Here is an 18,685-nt window from a genome sequence, read left to right on the forward strand (position 1 = left end):
ATTATTCCTGTTTTGGGGTCTTCTTGGCCCATACATGAATGTATCGACCCAATGAGAGGTACGGCTCTTGACGGCAAAGTTGTTTTTCCAACGCCAGTACATCCTCATAATCATACTCACCCACATATTGTCGATCGCCGATGTAATCACTGAATGATCGGATACCCGATTTACCGCAGATTTCAAAACCTGCCTCTTCAATCCAGCGATACACCTCTTCTGGCTTTAAGCCCTTCTGTGGTTGTAGCTTAAAACGTTTTCTAAACGGCATGCCATTTAGAACATGCGGGATGTTGCCGCAAATCACATTCTTGTACACCAAACCATGATGGTTGTAGAACATGATCGACGCCATCCCACCATCCTTAACTTGTTTCAGAAGCAATTTTAGTGCCTCTTCAGGCTCAGCTAGCCACTCCATGACAGCATGAAACATCGCAATATCCACTGGCTCATCAAGATGGTTTCCTACCTCTTGCACTGGGCTATGGACATAGCGATATTGTTGGCCAAGGCCATTAGCGTCAATATCCTTCTGTGCCAGCTTGAGCATCTCAGAAGACAGATCACACAGGATTACATGATGGCCTAGCTTGGCAATCTTTTGCGAAATCTGCGCGAGCCCACCGCCGGCATCTAGCACGTGAAGCGGCGTCTGTTGTGGTTTAAAATGCGACAACAGGGCCTGCAAATCCTCCCAAACTATGACCTGGCGAATCTCGCCTTTATCCGAGCCATAAATATTTTTTGCGAATTTGTGGGCAATATCATCGAAATTGCGGTCTTGTGTTTGTTTCATTAGGCTATCATAATCCTCCGTGCCGCTATTCTGTCATAGGAATATGAGGAATAAAGAGGGTTCGTGTTTTTTTGTCTCTAAGTGATGTTTTTTCGGGCTATTTCGTATGTTTGAACTGAAAAAAGTGGTCTCTGCGCTCCTAATGCCACTTCCTGCGATGCTGATTTTGGCATTTCTCGGCCTAATGCTGGTCATGTTTACTGCTAAACGTAAGTCGGGCTGCTTCATGGTGCTGTTTAGTCTAATCGGTATTTTCTTAGTCTCTTTCCAACCTTTTGCCACCAGTTTACTGATGCCGTTAGAGCGAGAATACTCGATCTACCTGCCTGAGGGGCAAAACGTCAACTACGTGATGGTGCTTGGCAACGGGCATGTCGTAGACGATCAGATCCCGCCTACCTCAGAGCTAACCCGTGCTGGCCTGATGCGTCTTAGCGAAGGGATCCGTATTTTACGCATGTATCCAGAGGCCAAGCTGATCCTATCTGGTTATGCTGGTGGCACACAAGTGAGCAATGCTCGCATGATGGCAACGGTTGCCCTTTCCCTTGGGGTGAGTAAGTCGGATATCATCTTGCTTGAAACCGCACAGGACACATGGGAAGAGGCACACCAAGCGGCCGCCTATGTGGGTAAAAAGAATTTAGTGGTGGTGACATCCGCCAGTCATATGCCACGCGCCATGCTTGAGTTTGAAACCGCCGGTCTTAATCCATACCCCGCTCCGACTAATTACCTTGCTCATGACAATATCAACCAACCATGGAACAAGTATGCGCCTAGCGCCAAATATCTCGAACAAACCGAGCGCTACTGGCACGAGACCATGGGCCGATGGTGGAAAGCGCTGCGCGACTGGGTCGGGAGCGACCAAACACTCGACACGCCAATACAACTACCCGCTGAAGTGGAGTTGGAGCCCTGAGACAAATAGTCAGTCGCACTGACCAAGAGCAACCTAGTCAGTGCGATTTAATTTATTTACCAAGCCTCTCTTCTTGTTGTTATAACAAGCAAATCATACTCTCTCATTTCTCGTCTATACACTTGCGCTCACCGCTCCCTCCATGCAACTATCAAACAAGCTTTTGATAAATCATAATTATGGAGAAAAGCATGAAGTTCAGTACCACTGACCATATTCCAGGTAGCGATAGTCAAGAAGTACTCGGTATCGTCACCGGCAATGTCGTGCAATCAAAGCATGTGGGCCGAGATTTTATGGCTAACTTAAAGGGCATCGTTGGCGGTGAGCTTAAGGGTTACACCGAGATGCTCACTGAAGCACGCAACATCGCCATCGAGCGCATGGTCACCGATGCCCACCAACTCGGTGCCGACGCCATCGTCGGCGTAAGATTCACCACCAGCTCGATCACTGATGGTGCATCAGAGGTGATGGCTTATGGGACTGCGGTCAAACTCTCGAAATAAAGGGGGCGAGGTTCGGGGACGGGCTTTGCCCTTCGAGGTGCGAGGAGTCACTGAGGTGTTGTAAGTATCGAACTTTTCATACCTTGTTGGGAAACCTCACAGTCAATCACTGCAACTGGATGACGTTATTCGCCTGTCCCTGCAGGTGTAGCGGGCTCAGACATCCTCGCTACTTGAGCGAAGCGTCCCCGCCCCTCGCAACTTTTTTAGCCTTTCAAGGGGATTTGTATCTCCGTCAAATACTTGTCCGGATTGCCCTTAAATATCAACCCCGGCCCTTTTAGGTAAACCTCTCGGGTAGGTAGTATGGTTTGTTCGTCATGCTGCTTGATATAATCAAACAACTTTTTGTACGCCTCGCCGATTCGCTCATAAGGACCTTGATAGACGTAGGTAACGAAACGTCCGCCGGGCAGCGATTGCTGGTCTAGTTTGGAGTTAATGGTTTTTTTGACGGGTAGACAGCTTTCGATAGTACTGATTTCTCTGTATTCACCATCAAAATACAAGTTGAAAGCGGCGCCAGCGGCGTGCCTCCCTACTGCACGATACAGTTTGCCCATGGCTTTGCCTGTTTCGGCATACTTGCCTTGCCAGCGGATACTGAGTACTTGAATGGGTGATAAGTTCTTAATGGTGATTAGATCTGGACTGTGCGACATGTTAGCGACCTCTTGCTCTTTGATTAGGATGGTTTCAAGTGCCTCAGAAACGGAGTTTAACTTTGCAATGTCAGCATCAACACTGGCTTTTTTACGCTCTAACCATGCGGTGATCTGTGACTCATCGTCGAATTCTTGCAGTAACATCGCTATCTCAGTGAGGCTAAAGCGCATCGATTTCATCACACTGAGCACACGTGCACGCTCTACCTCTTGCTCACCGTAATAGCGATAGCCACTGTCCTGATCGCGATAAACAGGCACTAACAGTCCTTTTTCATCGTAATGATGCAGTGCTTTCACTGTGATAGAGGTAATTTGCGAAAATTCGCCAATGGTATACATAAGTTTTGCCTTCGTTTTGAGTACATCTTGCAGTTTGCTCTCTCCGGTAAGGGGAGAGTCAAGTGTCGCTATATATTCATGTGAATCTATCGTGGTTACATTGGTGAGGTGGTTAAAATGACATTCTACTTGCCCTAACTAATGAAACCATAACATCAACAAGTTAATCGTCTTGTGCAACCCTTTGAACCTGTACATCATAAACTAACTCTAGTCACTAGAATGCCTCTTTACAGAACAGCTTTGCTGGTTGAAATTTGCACAGCGTAAGGTTATTACCCCAACTTTGACGTACGGCTCCGATTCAGCTCACATTCTAACGCTTCCCTGATATGCAACCATTGAGCAATAGAGACGGTTAAAGTAGTCTTCAGTTATGTAAAACGTTTACATTAACAACTTCATCATTAATCAATTTTTGGCTTCAGAGTTGTATTTTTGGTTAACTTCTCTTTATTTGGCCGTTATGTGCTTAGTAAATTTAGCGCTTACCAGCTCTGTTAGAGGCAATGACATCAATATAGTCAAAAGAATTTTACAAAGGTAAACAATGTCTTCTTATAAACACAGTCATGTAATGGCGAAACCCAGCAGCTCGGTTTGCAACCTCGATTGTAGTTACTGTTTTTACCTAGAAAAAGAGCATCTATACCCTGAACGTCGAAGTCGTTGGAAGATGTCTGATGAGACATTGGAGCACTATGTAAAGTCCTATATTGAATCACATGATAGTCAAGATATAGAATTCTCATGGCAAGGCGGTGAACCGACCTTGATGGGGCTCGATTTCTTCCGTAAAGCAATAGAGCTACAACTAAAGCATGGCCAAAATAAGCGTATCCGAAACGCATTCCAAACCAATGGTATTTTGCTTGATGATGAATGGTGTCAATTCCTAAATCAATACAATTTCTTGGTCGGTATCTCTATCGATGGCCCTGCCCACTTACACGATAACAATCGTGTATCCCGCTCGGGTAAACCAAGCCACGCCAAGGTCATGGCCGCGATTGAAAAGCTGAAAAAATACAACGTAGATTTCAATACCCTGACGGTAGTGAATGCTACCAATGCGAACCACCCTCAGGAAGTGTATGACTTTTTAGTCAGTATTGGATCTAGCTTCCTTCAGTTTATTCCCATTGTGGAGCGTGAAGCATCTGACAAAACTGAGGAAGGCCTGTACTTAATTAGCCCAGATTATCAAATGGAAGCAAGCGTTACTGACTGGTCGCTCCCCCCCACTGCCTATGGTGACTTTCTAAACCGTATCTTTGATCGCTGGATAGCAAAAGACGTAGGTCGTATCTACGTCAATACCTTTGATGCCACCCTAGCGACCTATTGTAATGAGTCACCAGGCATCTGTGTTCAGGCCGAAACCTGCGGTCATGCCTTCGTTCTTGAGTCTAATGGTGACATGTATAACTGCGACCACTACGTTTACCCTGAGCACCGCCTTGGCAACATCCACGACGTTTCTATTCGTGAAATGAACAAGATGGAAAAAGCTCTCAAATTTGGAGCTGATAAAAAAGACAAGCTAACGCAGCAATGTAAAGGCTGTCGTTATCTAAAACAATGCAACGGCGGCTGTCCGAAGCATCGATTTAATACCTCGTCTTCGGGCCAACCTGGTCACAACTACTTTTGTTCCGGCTACCAAAGCTTCTTTAAGCACACCGAGACAAAGATGAAGCAAATGCGTGATTTGATCTTTAGCGGCCGCCCAGCTTCAGACATTATCTATCTTAATCTACAGCAAAAGATGATAAGCAAGCAATTTACAGGGGGCCGAAATGCACCTTGTCCATGTGGTAGTGGCAAAAAACTCAAGCGTTGCTGCCAAGCATAAGCGAGCACAAAGTTGGGTGGTAACTCTCCTATTTCAGTACCACTCTATACTTGATTCGCTATTTCGCTATCGATTTTATCAAACTTGTAAAAGCCGTGATGATTCACGGCTTTTCAATCAATTACCAATACGAAAACCCAAGCTCGTATTTGTGACAAATAATAGCTATATCAATCCAAGATAGCACTGACATACTTGGTGCACGGTGTGATGGTAGGCAAGGGTAGATTGCGCCAGTTCCTCACTCGCAGATTAAGGTACTGTTTGGGCTAACCTTATAAAATTCGTCATCACCCGCCTTTCTAGAAACCTGTTTGGTAATTTCTCACATAGTACAATGCATATTGTCATTTTGTTTCAACAGGGCGCTCCACTTAACAGATTACCCTTTAAATTCGAATATTGGCAGCAAAACAGAGATAGAAAAAAGAGCTGGCCGACATTAGCTTCTAACTTATTGCAAATATTTGGATATTAATTTTTCAGCAAACTCCCAAAGGCTCTTGCTATGCTATTGATTATTATTACAAATTAGCATGCACCAACACCAAGCATTGAAAGCACTAAATTAGTGCACTTTTCTTGTCTCAGCTCACTCATAGTTAGCAACCCATTGATTATTATCCATAAAAATATGACTCATGTCACAATAAGCGCTAAATTGACGTTTATTTAGCCATTTAGATCGAATAACCTCTATTTAGCGATGGTTTTGGAATACGAAATGCATCATGGAACAGGGAAGAAATTTTTATTAATCAAGTTGTAGGAAAGATAAATGGAATTTTTAAGTCAACTGGTCGGAACAATAAACGGCATCGTTTGGGGCGTACCCATGCTGGTGTTGATCTTGGGTGTCGGGATTTTTCTCAGCGTCGGCCTTAAGTTTATGCCGATGTTCAATATTTTGAACGCGTTTAAACTGCTTTTGAGTCGACGTGATAAGTCTTCTGACAATGGAGAAATCCCTCCATTTCAAGCGCTGATGACTGCGATGTCTGCGACAGTAGGTACCGGTAATATCGCCGGGGTTGCCACTGCCGTCTTTATTGGTGGCCCTGGTGCACTGTTTTGGATGTGGATTACCGCACTGTTTGGATTGGCTACGAAATATGCTGAAGCCGTACTTGCAGTAAAATACCGTGAGAAGGATGCGCAAGGTCGCTACCTTGGTGGTCCAATGTACTACATCAAAAATGGTATGGGGCAAAAATGGGCCTGGCTTGGTACTCTATTTGCGATTTTTGGTACGTTCGCCTGTTTTGGCATCGGTAATGGTGTTCAGTCTAACTCAATCGCACAGGTGCTAGAGTCTAACTTTGACTACTCTCCTCTTGTCGTTGGTATTATCGTGATGGTTCTTGCAGGTGCTGTGATCATTGGTGGCTTGAAACGCATCGGTGCATTTGCTGGCGCGCTAGTACCAGTGATGGCAGTTGCCTATGTACTCTGTGGTGTGGTTATCTTGGCAATGAGCGCAAGTGAACTTCCTAGTGCATTCGCGCTTGTCTTCAAAGAAGCGTTTACACCAACTTCAGCCCAAGGCGGCTTTGCTGGTGCTACGGTTTGGATGGCAATCCGCTTCGGTGTTGCACGTGGTGTTTTCTCGAATGAAGCCGGTCTTGGCTCTGCACCGATTGCTCACGCAAGTGCACAAACCAATGATCCAGTTCGTCAGGGCTTGATCGCGATGCTTGGTACCTTTATCGACACTTTGGTGATTTGTACGATTACTGGTATGGTAATTATCGTATCTGGTGCATGGACTTCTGGTGACTCTGGCGCTGCACTAACATCAGCGGCCTTTGGTCAAGTCGTGCCTGGTTTAGGTAACTACATTGTTGCAATTAGCCTCGCGGTATTCGCATTCACTACCATCGTAGGTTGGTCTGTCTACGGTGAGCGCTGCGCCAAATACTTGTTTGGTGATAAGGCAATTCTACCTTTCCGCATTATTTTTGTACTGGCGCTACCTGTCGGTGCAACCATGGAACTTGACTTTGTTTGGTTACTCAGCGATACGCTAAACGCCATGATGGCAATTCCAAACTTGATCGCCCTAGCAGTATTAAGCCCAGTAGTTTTCGCCCTCACGAAATCCTACTTCTCAAAAGGCAATCAAGCAAAGCCATCAGCAGAAGTTAAATCATAAATCCCTCCAGCTCCGTCACTAAGTGCCGGAGCTTCTCCCCCCCCACAAAGGGACACACACCTCATCACACCTTTTCTCTCCCACAAAGGGACACACACGTTATTTTTAATTACCCATAAAGGGACAACCTAATATTTGTCTCTCGTCTCACTTTCTATGTACACCGGAAAAAATAAAGCCAGGAAAAAGCATAATGTGACGCAATATTAAACATATGCCATTACTCGATGAGCCTGTCAGCTCTAAACTCTCTTGGCCTAAATTCCAAGTACTGCTCAATGACGATTGCAAGACAACAGCTCATTTCAACCGATGTCACCTCTTACTATCATTGCGTTTCTCGCTGTGTCAGACGCAGCTTTTTGTGTGGTCAAGACCCGCTAACTAATGTGAACTATGAACATCGAAGAGGTTGGATCGAAGCAAAAATTCATGCACTAGCTCATGTCTACTGCATTGAGATCTGTGCCTATGCCATCATGAGTAATCACTATCATCTAGTAGTACACATCAATAAACGAAGAGCATTGGATTTTAGCTTTGACGAAATCGTGGAACGATGGGGTCGCATTCACAAATTACCCCTACTTGTGCAACGTTGGCAAAATGGCAAGCTTACTGGTCTTGCAGAAAAAGATTCGTGTATCGAGCTCATTGAAAGTTGGAGAAAAAGACTTTGGAGCCTCAGCTGGTTCATGAAAGAGCTTAACTATCACATCGCTTGTAAAGCCAATAGAGAAGACAGTTGCACGGGGCACTTTTGGGAAAGTCGATTTAAAAGCCAGGCACTTCTTGATGAAAAAGCACTCGCAGCAGCAATGGCCTATGTGGATTTAAATCCGGTTAGATCCGGTATCGCTAGCAAACCTGAAACGTCGGAATATACATCGATTAAGACACGAATTAGTGCCCTCAAACAAAGTTGCCTCGCTCCCTCCTACTTGTATCCGCTCATTGGTGACCGAAGAAACAATCAATTAGAAGGTATTCCTTTCCATCTCATTGAATATATTGAACTCGTTGATTGGACTTCTCGTCAACTGAGACAGGGGAAAGCCCACTTAGATGGTAGCCTACCTCCTATTCTGTGCAGACTTGATATCGGTTGTGAATGTTGGCTCAAGGTCTGTAGAAAACTAGAGAAACCACGTGCAACAGCGGTGGGTACTAGAGCCAAAGCTTTGAAGGCAAAACTATCTCTGCATAAGCAAAAAATTCAGCTTTACTTGTTGGAGTAACCACCTAAATATTCATCCATATACAAATCTATTTTTGTGAATCTAGTTGATAGGGTGAACTCACCTCCGTAATAGCTCAATTGCATGACTGAATTTCCTAAATGCAAACCCACACAAAAACTCTTTGATTAAATCATAGTATCAGCTTTGTAACTCTCCAAGCATCATGACCTATCCTGCTGTTTGAGCGGAATATTTACTGTGTATCCTTTTAAACCAAGTATATATCCGCTTGTTGCTTAATCGGTAAATTTTATTGCATTTTATTGTGTGTCCCATTAACTATGAGTGAGGATCAATAAGGTGTGTGTCCTGTGAATGGGTGGTAAACGGGTGATGAGTGAGGACCAATAAGGTGTGTGTCCTGTAAATGGGTGGTGTAATGACGTCTACACCACCTCTTTTGCGGATTGCTACTCTGCGAGTTCTAGTGCGGTGCGGATGTAGATGTCGCGTAGTTTGGCGGCTATTGCGCCTGGTTTGCCGGTGCCGATGGTGTGGCCATCGATGCTCGTCACTGGCCAGATGAACGTCGTGGCACTGCTGACGAAAGCTTCTTTTGCTTGGTAGGCTTCAGCTATTGTAAATGGGCGCTCTTCTACCTCTAGTTGACAATCTTCAGCTAGCTTAAGCAAAGAGGCTCTCGTGATACCATGCAGAATGTCTTTACTGAGCGGACGGGTTACTATTTTGTCATCCTGAGTCACGATATAAGCGTTACTTGAGCCACCCTCAGTGATATAACCATTTTCAATCAACCACACATCATCGCACCCTGCTTGATGAGCAATATGCTTGGCCAGACAAGCCGGTAACAAGCTAGTGGTTTTTATATCCCTGCGACGCCAGCGCATATCATCCATAGAGAGAATTTTTATCCCCTCCTTGGCAGGCTTGCTCTCGATAAGGGCACGTTGTTGAGTAAACATCACCAGTGTCGGTTCGATATCATCTGAGTAAGAGAAATCTCGGTCGCCTTCATTGCCTCGTGTGAGCTGTAAATAGACTCCGCCTTCTGTCAGATTATTCTTCTTTATTAGGCTGCGTTGGATTTCAGTAAGCTGCGCTCCAGTAACTGGCATTTTAACACCCAGCTCACTACAAGAACGCTCCAAGCGTGCCAGGTGGCCCGCGTTATCGACCAGTTTACCTTCAAGCACTGCCGTAACCTCATAGACCGCATCGGCAAACAAAAAGCCACGGTCGAAGATAGAGATACTCGCCTCTTGCTCGGCGACATATTCACCATTCACATATACTGTTCTATTCATAATTATCCCCACAACTGACTGTTAAAAGGCAGCATCTGGTTGCCTCTAAAATCAAAGCCATTTTCTATATCTTTTTCTAAGAGTAAAGGACCATCAAGGTCAACGACATCAACACCCTGACCCAATACAAATGCTGGTGCCATGCTTAAAGACGATGACAACATACAACCTACCATCACCCTCAAACCGAGCCGCTGTGCTTCCTGCTTCAAAAATAGAGCTTCGGTCAACCCACCGGTTTTATCAATTTTGATATTAATCATATCGTAGCGACCCACCAACTGCTCAAGCCTCTCTCGATCATGACACGACTCATCAGCACAGATAGGGATCGGTCTTTCCAACTCGGCCAAGACGGCGTCATTATCGGCAGGAAAAGGCTGCTCAATCATTGCGATTTTCAGTTTCACCAACTCTGGAACTAGCTGGTTGTATATTTCCGGCGTCCATGCCTCATTAGCATCTAGGATGATCTTAGATTGAGGTGCACCTCGACGCACGGCTCGGACACATTCAAGATCATCACCGCCCCCAAGCTTTACCTTTAGCAAAGTATGGTGAGCATTGTCTTTCGCAGCCTGCTCCATCACACTCGAATCAGCCAATGAAATGGTGTAGGCAGTTTGCAGCTCCTGTGGCTCAAGTTCAAGTTGTTGCCAAATACTTTGTCCGGCTAATTTACACTCTAGGTCCCACATCGCGCAATCAATCGCATTGCGGGCAGCGCCAGATGGACAAAGCGCCTGTAAGTCATAACGGGACAGTCCAGCTTCAATTTGCGGAGCAATTGCCTCAATTTGCGCGCGTACACTGGCAATCGATTCGTTATAGCGTGCATACGGGACACACTCTCCACGCCCAGAATGTCCTTGATCAGACAAGGTCACAATTAAGGTATCGGCCTGAGTTTTACTCCCGCGTGAGATCGTGAACCGACCCCGTATCGGCCAAGCCTGTTGGGAAAGTTCTAATTTCATTACAGCTCCTTGAGCTTGTCTACAATCCGCCCAACGCCTTGACGGAACGGATCAACAACTGGGAGGCCGATTTCGGTCTCAAGTAGGTCCATGTACGCCAACGCCTCTTGCTCTTGCATATTCACTGTGTTCACTGAGATGCCAACGCACTGCACCGCTGGGTTAGTCAGTCGTGCCGCTGCAAGGTTAGTCTCAATACAGGTTTTGATATCTGGCAAAGCATAATCTGGTAACCCTCGCATATGCTCACGTGTTGGCTCATGACATAAAACTAACGCGTCTGCCTGAGAGCCATGGATAAGCCCCATGGTGACACCAGCAAACGAAGCATGAAACAGCGAGCCCTGCCCCTCAATGACGTCCCAGTGTTGCTCGTCATTAGCAGGTGCAATCGTCTCAATGGCACCAGCGATAAAATCTGCAACCACACAGTCAACACTCACGCCACCACCGGTGATAAGAATCCCTGTTTGCCCTGTGGCTCGAAAATCAGCATCAAAGCCTTTTTCCTGCATGTCCTTTTCTATCGCGAGTGAGGTATACATTTTGCCTACTGAGCAATCCGTGCCGACAGTGAGCAGGCGCTTACCGCTGCGCTTTACCCCACTCGCAACCGGATAGGCTTGGGTTGGGTAACGAACATCAAACAGGCTGCGACCATAACTCTGGGCACAATCGACCAACTCTGGTATATCCGTCAATTTATTATGCAAACCAGACGCGATATCCATACCTGCAGCCAATGCTTGCTTCAATACCCCAATCCATTGCTCAGAAATGATCCCACCTCGATTAGCTACCCCAATCACTAGCGTTTGTGCACCGAGTTCAATCGCTTGCTCAATCGAAACGTCATTCAGCCCTACATCCGCGTTACACCCCTCAAGGCGAAGTTGACCTACGCAGTAATCTGGTCGCCAAGTCTTAATTCCTTGTGCGACTTTAGCGGCCAATTGATCGGCTGCATCCCCGAGAAAAAGTAAATAAGGTTTGTTCAGTTCCATCTAAAACTCCTAAATTTGATCCTAACTTTTGACTGTTAATAACCTTCAAAGCAAAAATCGTGTCAACTTTTCAGTTACCAGATATTTACGTGGTATTTTTATCTTTTAAGCAGTAATTAACACTGCCTTATCATCTAGTCACATTAGTCTCAACTAGATTATTAACCTTATCCGCGACCATTAATGAATTTATCAACCAACTTTTTTGCCCGTGCAGTTTTAAATACTGAGTTTTACTGTTAATGCCACACATAAACGATAGCCACAACAAAGAATCATTCACCACACTAATGACTGTTATGTAGACCCAATACCGATATATACACTACCTTATACCCACATAAATGAATCATTATGGTGAGTATACGCTATATAATGGTGCATATGACCCACTACAAGAGCCTTTATATTGCAAGGTAAAACTCTCTTTCCAACCATCATTTGTGGCCTATTCATCCTCATCAAAACCACCTTATGACCAGATAAACCAGAGCATAACTCGCCGATTAGTACCGATTCATTACTTAGAAAAAATCACAGTCGTCCACTCTAACGTTTATATGGCGTAGTAATTGCTTCATTGATTTACAGGTAAGTACATTTAATATGTCTGGGTGATTTCACATCAGCGCTTAGAAAAACGAATCATGACTCAAGGAGTGAAGAATGATCACGGCTCAAGCCACCATTAGTCTCGATGCTATTCGGCATAATTATCAACAACTGAAAAAACTCAGCGACCAACAATTGATAGCGGTCGTTAAAGGCAACGCTTATGGCCATGGAGCGATTGCTGTCGCCAAAGCACTGCACAATGCCGATGCCTTCGCCGTGGCCCGTATAGAAGAGGCCATTGAGTTGAGAAAGGCCAAGGTTGAGCAACCTATACTATTATTAGAGGGTTGCTTTTGCCAAGATGACCTCTATAAGGCCGCCGAACATAACCTTGATGTGGTGATTCACAGCGAATACCAACTGGCCGATCTTGAAACACTAAAGGTAGACAGCAGCCTAGCAGTGTGGCTAAAGGTCGATACGGGCATGCACCGCATCGGCATTGAACCTGCGCTGGTACCAAATTATCAAAAACGCCTAACAGCTCTCGCTCATGTTGACAGTGCAATTGGCATTATTAGCCACTTTAGCTGCGCCGATGAGCGTTCAAATACTGCCACGACCGAGCAAATCAGTGCCTTTTCACAGGCAATCAAGGATACCCAAGGCCCTAAAAGTATCGCCAACTCTGCGGGTTTACTGATGTGGCCCGACTCGTCATTTGGCGTTGCAAGGGCAGGGATCGCCCTTTACGGGATCTCTCCCATCGATGGCTATACCGGACATGATTTCGGTCTGATCCCTGCCATGAGCTTTACCAGTCGTCTAATTTCGATTCGCCAACATCAAGCCGGGCAGCCGGTAGGTTATGGGCAGACATGGCGACCGAAACAAGACACCACGCTAGGCGTCATTGCAGCGGGCTATGGTGATGGCTATCCCAGATCGGCATCCAACAGCGCCATGGTGTTTATCAATGGTCGTCAAGTCCCTATCGTTGGCCGGGTATCTATGGATATGTTGGTGGTCGACCTTGGGCAAGATGCTCGAGATTGCAGCGGGGATCAGGTCGAGCTTTGGGGAGAACACATGCCGATTGAGCAGGTCGCTCAGGCCGCGGGAACCATACCTTATGAACTAACGATACAACTCACCTCTCGCGTCAATCTAAGTTGGCAACAACGTTGCGAGCAAGACTGTAATTCAACACATCGTACTGAAAAACAAGCGGTAGCTATTTAGCCTGTGATCGACTTAACGCGTAAATAAACGCTTAAAAAAGTTACCGATCTCCTCACCGGCGCAGCCAGAAGACAGGTTCTCCTTTGCGCCCCAAACCGGCAGTACAACATCGCCTCGACCGCAGCTGGTGCGCAGCACGCCGTTTTCTTTACGTCTAAAGCTCACTAGCTCAATGTCGTCTACATAATCAATATTAAGGGTTTGTGGTGCTCGCCCTGTGAGGTAATGCTGATAGACCGGCAAGGCACCCGTTGCCCCGGTCAGCTTGGTCTTGCCATTGTCACCACGACCAATCCAAACCGTCACTAACTCACGGCCATCAATGCCGACATACCAGCTATCGCGATTACCATTGGTCGTGCCAGTTTTGCCTGCCAACTGATAATTATACCCAAGCGCATTCAGGGATTTAGCGGTGCCCTCTTTAACGGCTCCCTGCAGTGCCGCCATCGTCAGTTGACTGGCCTGGGCCGGCGCGACCTGTTGCTCGCTCATTCGCTGCTTATAGACCGAGTGGTCGTCGGCATCGACGATGGCACGGATAAGAAACTGCTGGTTTCTCTGCCCTTGATTAGCTATTGGCTGATAAATCTGACTGACCTGCTCAGGGCTCAGCTCTAAAGCACCAAGTAGCATCGAGGGTAGAGGTTGAACTGTGTCTTCAAGCTGACCAAGCTGTTCGATTAGTGCAGCCACCGTCTTAAGCTCAAGTGCCATACCTAAATTAACAATCGGTACATTAAGCGAGTTTGCCAACATCGAGTATAGGGACGCCTCGCCCTGATATTGACGATTGTAGTTGCGCGGCTGCCAAGTTGTTCCATTATCCAGAGTGATAGTCAGCGGCTGATCGGGCAAACGGGTCGCTAGATTATAGTGTTGTGGGTCACTCAGCGCCGCCAGCACAACCACTGGCTTAATAATCGACCCAACTTGACGCGAGCCATCGCGAGCAAAGTTATAACCGGCATAGTCGGGATTGCGGTTACCCACCACGGCGCGAATGGCGCCTGTTTGATAATCTACACTCAACAGCGCAGCATCTAGCTCAGTGCCTGCAACGGCATCTAGCTCTGGCAGCATGGCCACCACACTCTCTTCTGCTTGCTGCTGGGACTGCGGATCTAACGTAGTGTAGATACGTGCGCCCGCTCGGTCCATCCTTGGTGCCAGTGCCTGTAACTCTTGAGTCACCCAGTCAAAATAGGCAGGTTTGCGCATTGCCACTTGACCACGGACCTGAACGTCCAACTCACGCTCAATCGCTGCTTGATACTCTGACTCTTCCAGATAACCCTCTTGCTCTAGCAGTTTTAACACCGTATTGCGCCTTGCTAGCGCACGCTCAGGAAAACGCCACGGATTATAATATGAAGGCCCCTTTACCAAAGCCACCAACAATGCTTGTTGATCGATACGTAATTCACTTAGCGGCTTATTGAAGTAAAACTGCGCGCCTAGCTCAAAACCATGGATCGCATCCGAGCCCTGCTGGGCGAGATAAATCTGATTGACATAGCCATCAAGGATCTCATCCTTGCTAAATTTGGCATCGATGAGTAAAGCCATGTACGCCTCGCGTACTTTACGGCTCAAGCTACGCTCATTGGTTAGAAATAAATTTTTAGTTAGCTGCTGGGTAAGTGTACTGCCACCTTGTACGGTACGGCCCGCCTTTAAGTTGGTCAGAAAAGCACGCGCAATGGCGGTTACAGAAATACCATCATGCTGCCAAAACGCGCGGTCCTCTGTCAGTAGCAATGCTGTGATAAGCCCTTCCGGCATATCCTGCCAAGACTGGTACAGCCGCTGTTGATGACCATCATTGCCAATCATGCCCATCAGTTTGGGCTCAAGGCTAAACACCCCCAGCTCTAAGCCGGTATCAACGTCATGGATTGACTTCAAGCCACTTTGACTAAAGGTGAAGGACACTCTCTGCACATCGCGGTAACCATCGCTAAATTGAAAAGGACGACGTACCAGTGTCACGTTATTGCCTGACACGCGGTACTCACCGCTATTCGCTGGAGTTTGCACTTGTTGGTAATTGAGCGTAGTTAACTCATCAAGCAACTCTTGCTGGCTCACAGCCGAGTCAATACTCAACACTAATTCACGCGCATAAACCACACTTGGCAGTTCAAACAAGTGTCCAGAAAAGCGCTGCTGCACTTGACTCGCAACACTGCGGTGAAAGGTCCACCACACGAGAGCGATACCAACTAATACGATAACTAGGACGGTGGGAATGGAAAAACGTCGAGACTTGGGCGACGGATTGGTGGATGTCATGCTGCTGTACCAAGATTAAAACTGGCGGCAACATACGTGCTAGAGCTTCAGAGAGTGTCAGCTCGGAGTAAATAGATTGACAGCTTAGGTCAGAGATAGATTGCGCCGACTAACAGCACACATTGTGCAAAGAAAAGTGATCAGTAAATACAATCGCCTAAATATCATAGCCACGATGACACTCAGTAGCCGTGAAGTTCACCAATCATCACTCGCCCCTGCGAAAGTGAGTGCGCTTCACGATTTCTCTCCCTCGTTCAACCCAAAACACTGTCTTGTTTGTCAATTTGCAACTCAATCTGCAACAATCCATGACCTTTGGGATTAACTTAGCTTCCTAGATGAACTTGGCTTCTCACAAATTTAACCTCTTTGGATTTGGCTTTGCATCTTTATTGATACACAAAGATAAATCAGCCTTTAGTGATATGGCAAAACCGACTCAATCATCGATAATCAATTCGCATTTTGAATAGCAATCTGACTCGCATTTTGAATCGTGAAATGAATTAAGGATTTGTTCTATATGAGACCGTTTTTGTTGTTAACCCTGCTAGCGCCTTTCTACCTTCAATCAGCCAGCTTTCCATCAGCAAGTAGCGCCATCATCCTGCCGGGACAGCATCAATCTAGCCAAGATCTGCAAGGCTATTCCCTATCGCCCGAGCAAGTGATCGATTGGGAGATCAACAACAGCGACCTCATTTTTGGCTCCTACGCAGAGCAAAGCGACAACGCGCGCACTCAGGCCGTTGGTTACATGTACAACCAAAAACTTGAGCTCAATGCCGGATGGACTGAACATCGAGTGAGACAGTATGCCGAGACACAGGGCATCGATTACGAAGACTTCTTTCTTCACTTTACTAGCGACACCATTGTTGCAGAGGTGGACCCTACCCACGGCGAAAAAACCTCCCTTAATCGCAAGCCGATGATCGTCGGTCATACCGCCGATGCCATGCACGCTGGATTTTGGCTCTATCAATCGCCACCGTGGAATGCCGATGTTTTTGCCGGTCACCAACAAGGCGGCGCGCTGTATGTTTATCACTCAGAGCAATTTGACCGCTTAACCCTCAAGTTCTCCCAGTTTGCTCAAGGTGGTGAGTTTTGGATTGAGTACCCTAGTGCCACTGATAGCCAGGGGATGGTAACTCAATGGGCGAGATTAGATATCAAGAACGACAAAACCAACAACATGACCAAAAACCAAACGGTGATCTGGAATATGCCCGATGACTGGCAGCGAGCAGCGACGCATGATGGCAGCGGTCGCAGCTATGGCGGCGGTCAGTATTTTGGTTCAACTTACCTGCGCGACGGTGGTCAACTCTTCGTTGCCCGTATCCGATGGCATGATGATAACTCTGAGCTGCGTCCACGCATCGATGAGGTCAAGCTGCGCAACAGCTTCCCAGTGGTCAAGCCCAGTGATGGGCCAAGTACAACCGCAGAAGGCCAAACGATACAACGATGGCGCAAGGTGCGCGGTTTTGATGCCTCTGCAGATCTAAATCAAGACAATTACCTCTCGCCCTTCGAGTACAAGAACCGCAGCAATAAGAATGCAACAGCGCGTTTTCGCTGGGAGTCTCGGGTGATCCCATTTGGTCGAATGTGGAATCAGAGCTCTTCGTGGGCATTGACTCACCTTGGGAGTCAGGACTACCTCAACGCCATACACAGTGTTTACCAACGAGACTGGCAGGAACAAGGCTTGAGTGGTGCATACAATGATGACACCAACAAGCTGATTGGCGGCAATCAGTTCGTGGTTTACTCGGGCGGTCACGTTGCTGAGCTCGACGCCATTGCCGGTAGTAAGCAGGCACAGCAAGTCTATCAACAGCAATTTGCCAACTTTCTCCTAGGTTTGAGCGAACTCGACAGTGACGCCCTGATCAGTGTCAACATCGGCACCGCTAACTTGTATGGTCGCAACGGCCAATCTCATCTTATCGAGTCGGCGTCGCTCTACCTCAGAGAGCACTATCTGTTCCCCTCTACTGGCTTTAGTGGCTATGCAGGACTTAGCAAGTTTTGGGACAATTCGGCGTTAGCGCACGCTGGCAAAAAGGTGATCTATCAAGCAACCACCCGTTACGGTCGAGTTGAGTACTTTGGCAATAACCAAGACAACTGGCAACAAGATCAATACTCTGCCCTAGCAGCCTATTATCTTAATCATCACAACTCGGGTAGCCTGTTTAACCAATGGAACAACGGCTATCTGTACGGTAGTGACAACACCACCGAGAGCAACTTCTATCAAAGTGGGATCGCAAAGAACATCGCCTATCAACCAACCGCTCTGTTATCGATTGACTTGGGTGAGCCTGCCAATCATATCCCAAGTGGCTTCGACCCTATCCCGCTGATGCTGTCAACGCAAACACCCTCTCCTGCGGATTACACCATCGTTGGCAATTCAGCAAACCCTGAGGTGGTCCACGCTGACCTGCCTGAAGGGATTGAGTATATCACCCCGACTCATACATACTTTTTATATCGCTCGGCACAAAATGTCGTCTCGGGCGGTCCGGCTGAAATGGTGCTCGCACGTGAGTTCACCAAAGGCAAAGTCCTGTATAGGACCGACTTTCACGGTAAAAATCGTGACTACTACAGCGCACAACCTGTCACCATCACGCTCGACGAGCCAATGCGTCCCGTCGATCAACACGGAAACGTCGGCGACTATGTTAGCGAGGTTGAGTTAGCTGGGTATCAGGGGTTGTTTTTACTCTATTAGTAGAAAGATGGGTATGACTATGCAATCCTTTTATGCCACCAAATTTTATATGACTCACCCAGACCAAAAGTAGGATCAACTCAAAATCTTGAATCAATCAA

13 protein-coding genes are annotated in these 18,685 nt (G+C 46.8%); 7 read left to right on the forward strand and 6 right to left on the reverse strand.

Annotation, left to right across the window (positions count from 1 at the left end):
- Position 1: 1 nt before the first annotated feature.
- The gene (gene cmoM / locus ACZ5R2_RS20615) at positions 2 to 799 is read right to left on the reverse strand and encodes a tRNA uridine 5-oxyacetic acid(34) methyltransferase CmoM (RefSeq protein ID WP_464902752.1); all 798 of its coding nucleotides are present in this window, start codon (positions 797 to 799) and stop codon (positions 2 to 4) included.
- Positions 800 to 905: 106 nt separating this feature from the next.
- Between cmoM and elyC the strand changes: the two genes are divergently transcribed.
- Positions 906 to 1,724: an envelope biogenesis factor ElyC gene (gene elyC, locus ACZ5R2_RS20620; RefSeq protein WP_464902751.1), complete on the forward strand. Its 819-nt coding sequence runs from the start codon at positions 906 to 908 to the stop codon at positions 1,722 to 1,724.
- Between the two features lie 191 nt (positions 1,725 to 1,915).
- Positions 1,916 to 2,233 carry a YbjQ family protein gene (locus ACZ5R2_RS20625; protein WP_464902750.1) on the forward strand — a complete coding sequence of 106 codons (318 nt, stop codon included), beginning with the start codon at positions 1,916 to 1,918 and terminating at the stop codon, positions 2,231 to 2,233.
- Positions 2,234 to 2,439: 206 nt separating this feature from the next.
- Here ACZ5R2_RS20625 and ACZ5R2_RS20630 read toward each other — a convergent pair whose 3' ends face one another.
- Positions 2,440 to 3,240: a MerR family transcriptional regulator gene (locus tag ACZ5R2_RS20630; RefSeq protein WP_464902749.1), complete on the reverse strand. Its 801-nt coding sequence runs from the start codon at positions 3,238 to 3,240 to the stop codon at positions 2,440 to 2,442.
- Between the two features lie 550 nt (positions 3,241 to 3,790).
- Between ACZ5R2_RS20630 and ACZ5R2_RS20635 the strand changes: the two genes are divergently transcribed.
- From ACZ5R2_RS20635 to ACZ5R2_RS20645, 3 genes are all read left to right on the forward strand, one after another.
- Positions 3,791 to 5,095, forward strand: a complete 1,305-nt coding sequence (locus tag ACZ5R2_RS20635; RefSeq protein WP_464902748.1) for an anaerobic sulfatase maturase — start codon at positions 3,791 to 3,793, stop codon at positions 5,093 to 5,095.
- Between the two features lie 778 nt (positions 5,096 to 5,873).
- A complete protein-coding gene (locus tag ACZ5R2_RS20640; RefSeq protein WP_464902747.1) occupies positions 5,874 to 7,247 on the forward strand; it encodes an alanine/glycine:cation symporter family protein in 1,374 nt (457 codons plus the stop codon).
- Positions 7,248 to 7,525: 278 nt separating this feature from the next.
- Positions 7,526 to 8,485, forward strand: coding sequence for a transposase (locus tag ACZ5R2_RS20645; RefSeq protein ID WP_464902746.1), 960 nt, complete (start codon positions 7,526 to 7,528; stop codon positions 8,483 to 8,485).
- A gap of 413 nt (positions 8,486 to 8,898) precedes the next feature.
- Here ACZ5R2_RS20645 and ACZ5R2_RS20650 read toward each other — a convergent pair whose 3' ends face one another.
- From ACZ5R2_RS20650 to dgcN, 3 genes are read right to left on the reverse strand one after another with little or no spacing between them, the layout of a single operon-like run.
- Entirely contained in the window at positions 8,899 to 9,756 is an 858-nt protein-coding gene (locus tag ACZ5R2_RS20650; protein ID WP_464902745.1) for a D-amino-acid transaminase, read from the reverse strand.
- 2 nt (positions 9,757 to 9,758) lie between these two features.
- A complete protein-coding gene (gene dgcA, locus ACZ5R2_RS20655) occupies positions 9,759 to 10,733 on the reverse strand; it encodes an N-acetyl-D-Glu racemase DgcA (protein ID WP_464902744.1) in 975 nt (324 codons plus the stop codon).
- Positions 10,733 to 11,737 (reverse strand): N-acetyltransferase DgcN, encoded by a 1,005-nt coding sequence (gene dgcN, locus ACZ5R2_RS20660; RefSeq protein WP_464902743.1) that lies wholly within the window; start codon positions 11,735 to 11,737, stop codon positions 10,733 to 10,735. The genes dgcA and dgcN overlap by 1 nt, the downstream gene beginning before the upstream one ends.
- Positions 11,738 to 12,403: 666 nt before the next feature.
- Here dgcN and alr point away from each other — a divergent pair.
- Positions 12,404 to 13,534, forward strand: a complete 1,131-nt coding sequence (gene alr / locus ACZ5R2_RS20665; RefSeq protein WP_464902742.1) for an alanine racemase — start codon at positions 12,404 to 12,406, stop codon at positions 13,532 to 13,534.
- 12 nt (positions 13,535 to 13,546) lie between these two features.
- Here the strand turns inward: alr and mrcB are convergent, their stop codons facing one another.
- On the reverse strand, positions 13,547 to 15,829 hold the full coding sequence (mrcB, locus tag ACZ5R2_RS20670) for a penicillin-binding protein 1B (protein ID WP_464902741.1): 2,283 nt from the start codon (positions 15,827 to 15,829) through the stop codon (positions 13,547 to 13,549).
- A 526-nt stretch (positions 15,830 to 16,355) separates the two neighbouring features.
- Between mrcB and ACZ5R2_RS20675 the strand changes: the two genes are divergently transcribed.
- A complete protein-coding gene (locus tag ACZ5R2_RS20675; RefSeq protein WP_464902740.1) occupies positions 16,356 to 18,584 on the forward strand; it encodes a hypothetical protein in 2,229 nt (742 codons plus the stop codon).
- Positions 18,585 to 18,685 lie beyond the last annotated feature (101 nt).

It is taken from the genome of Vibrio sabulosilitoris (assembly GCF_055391395.1).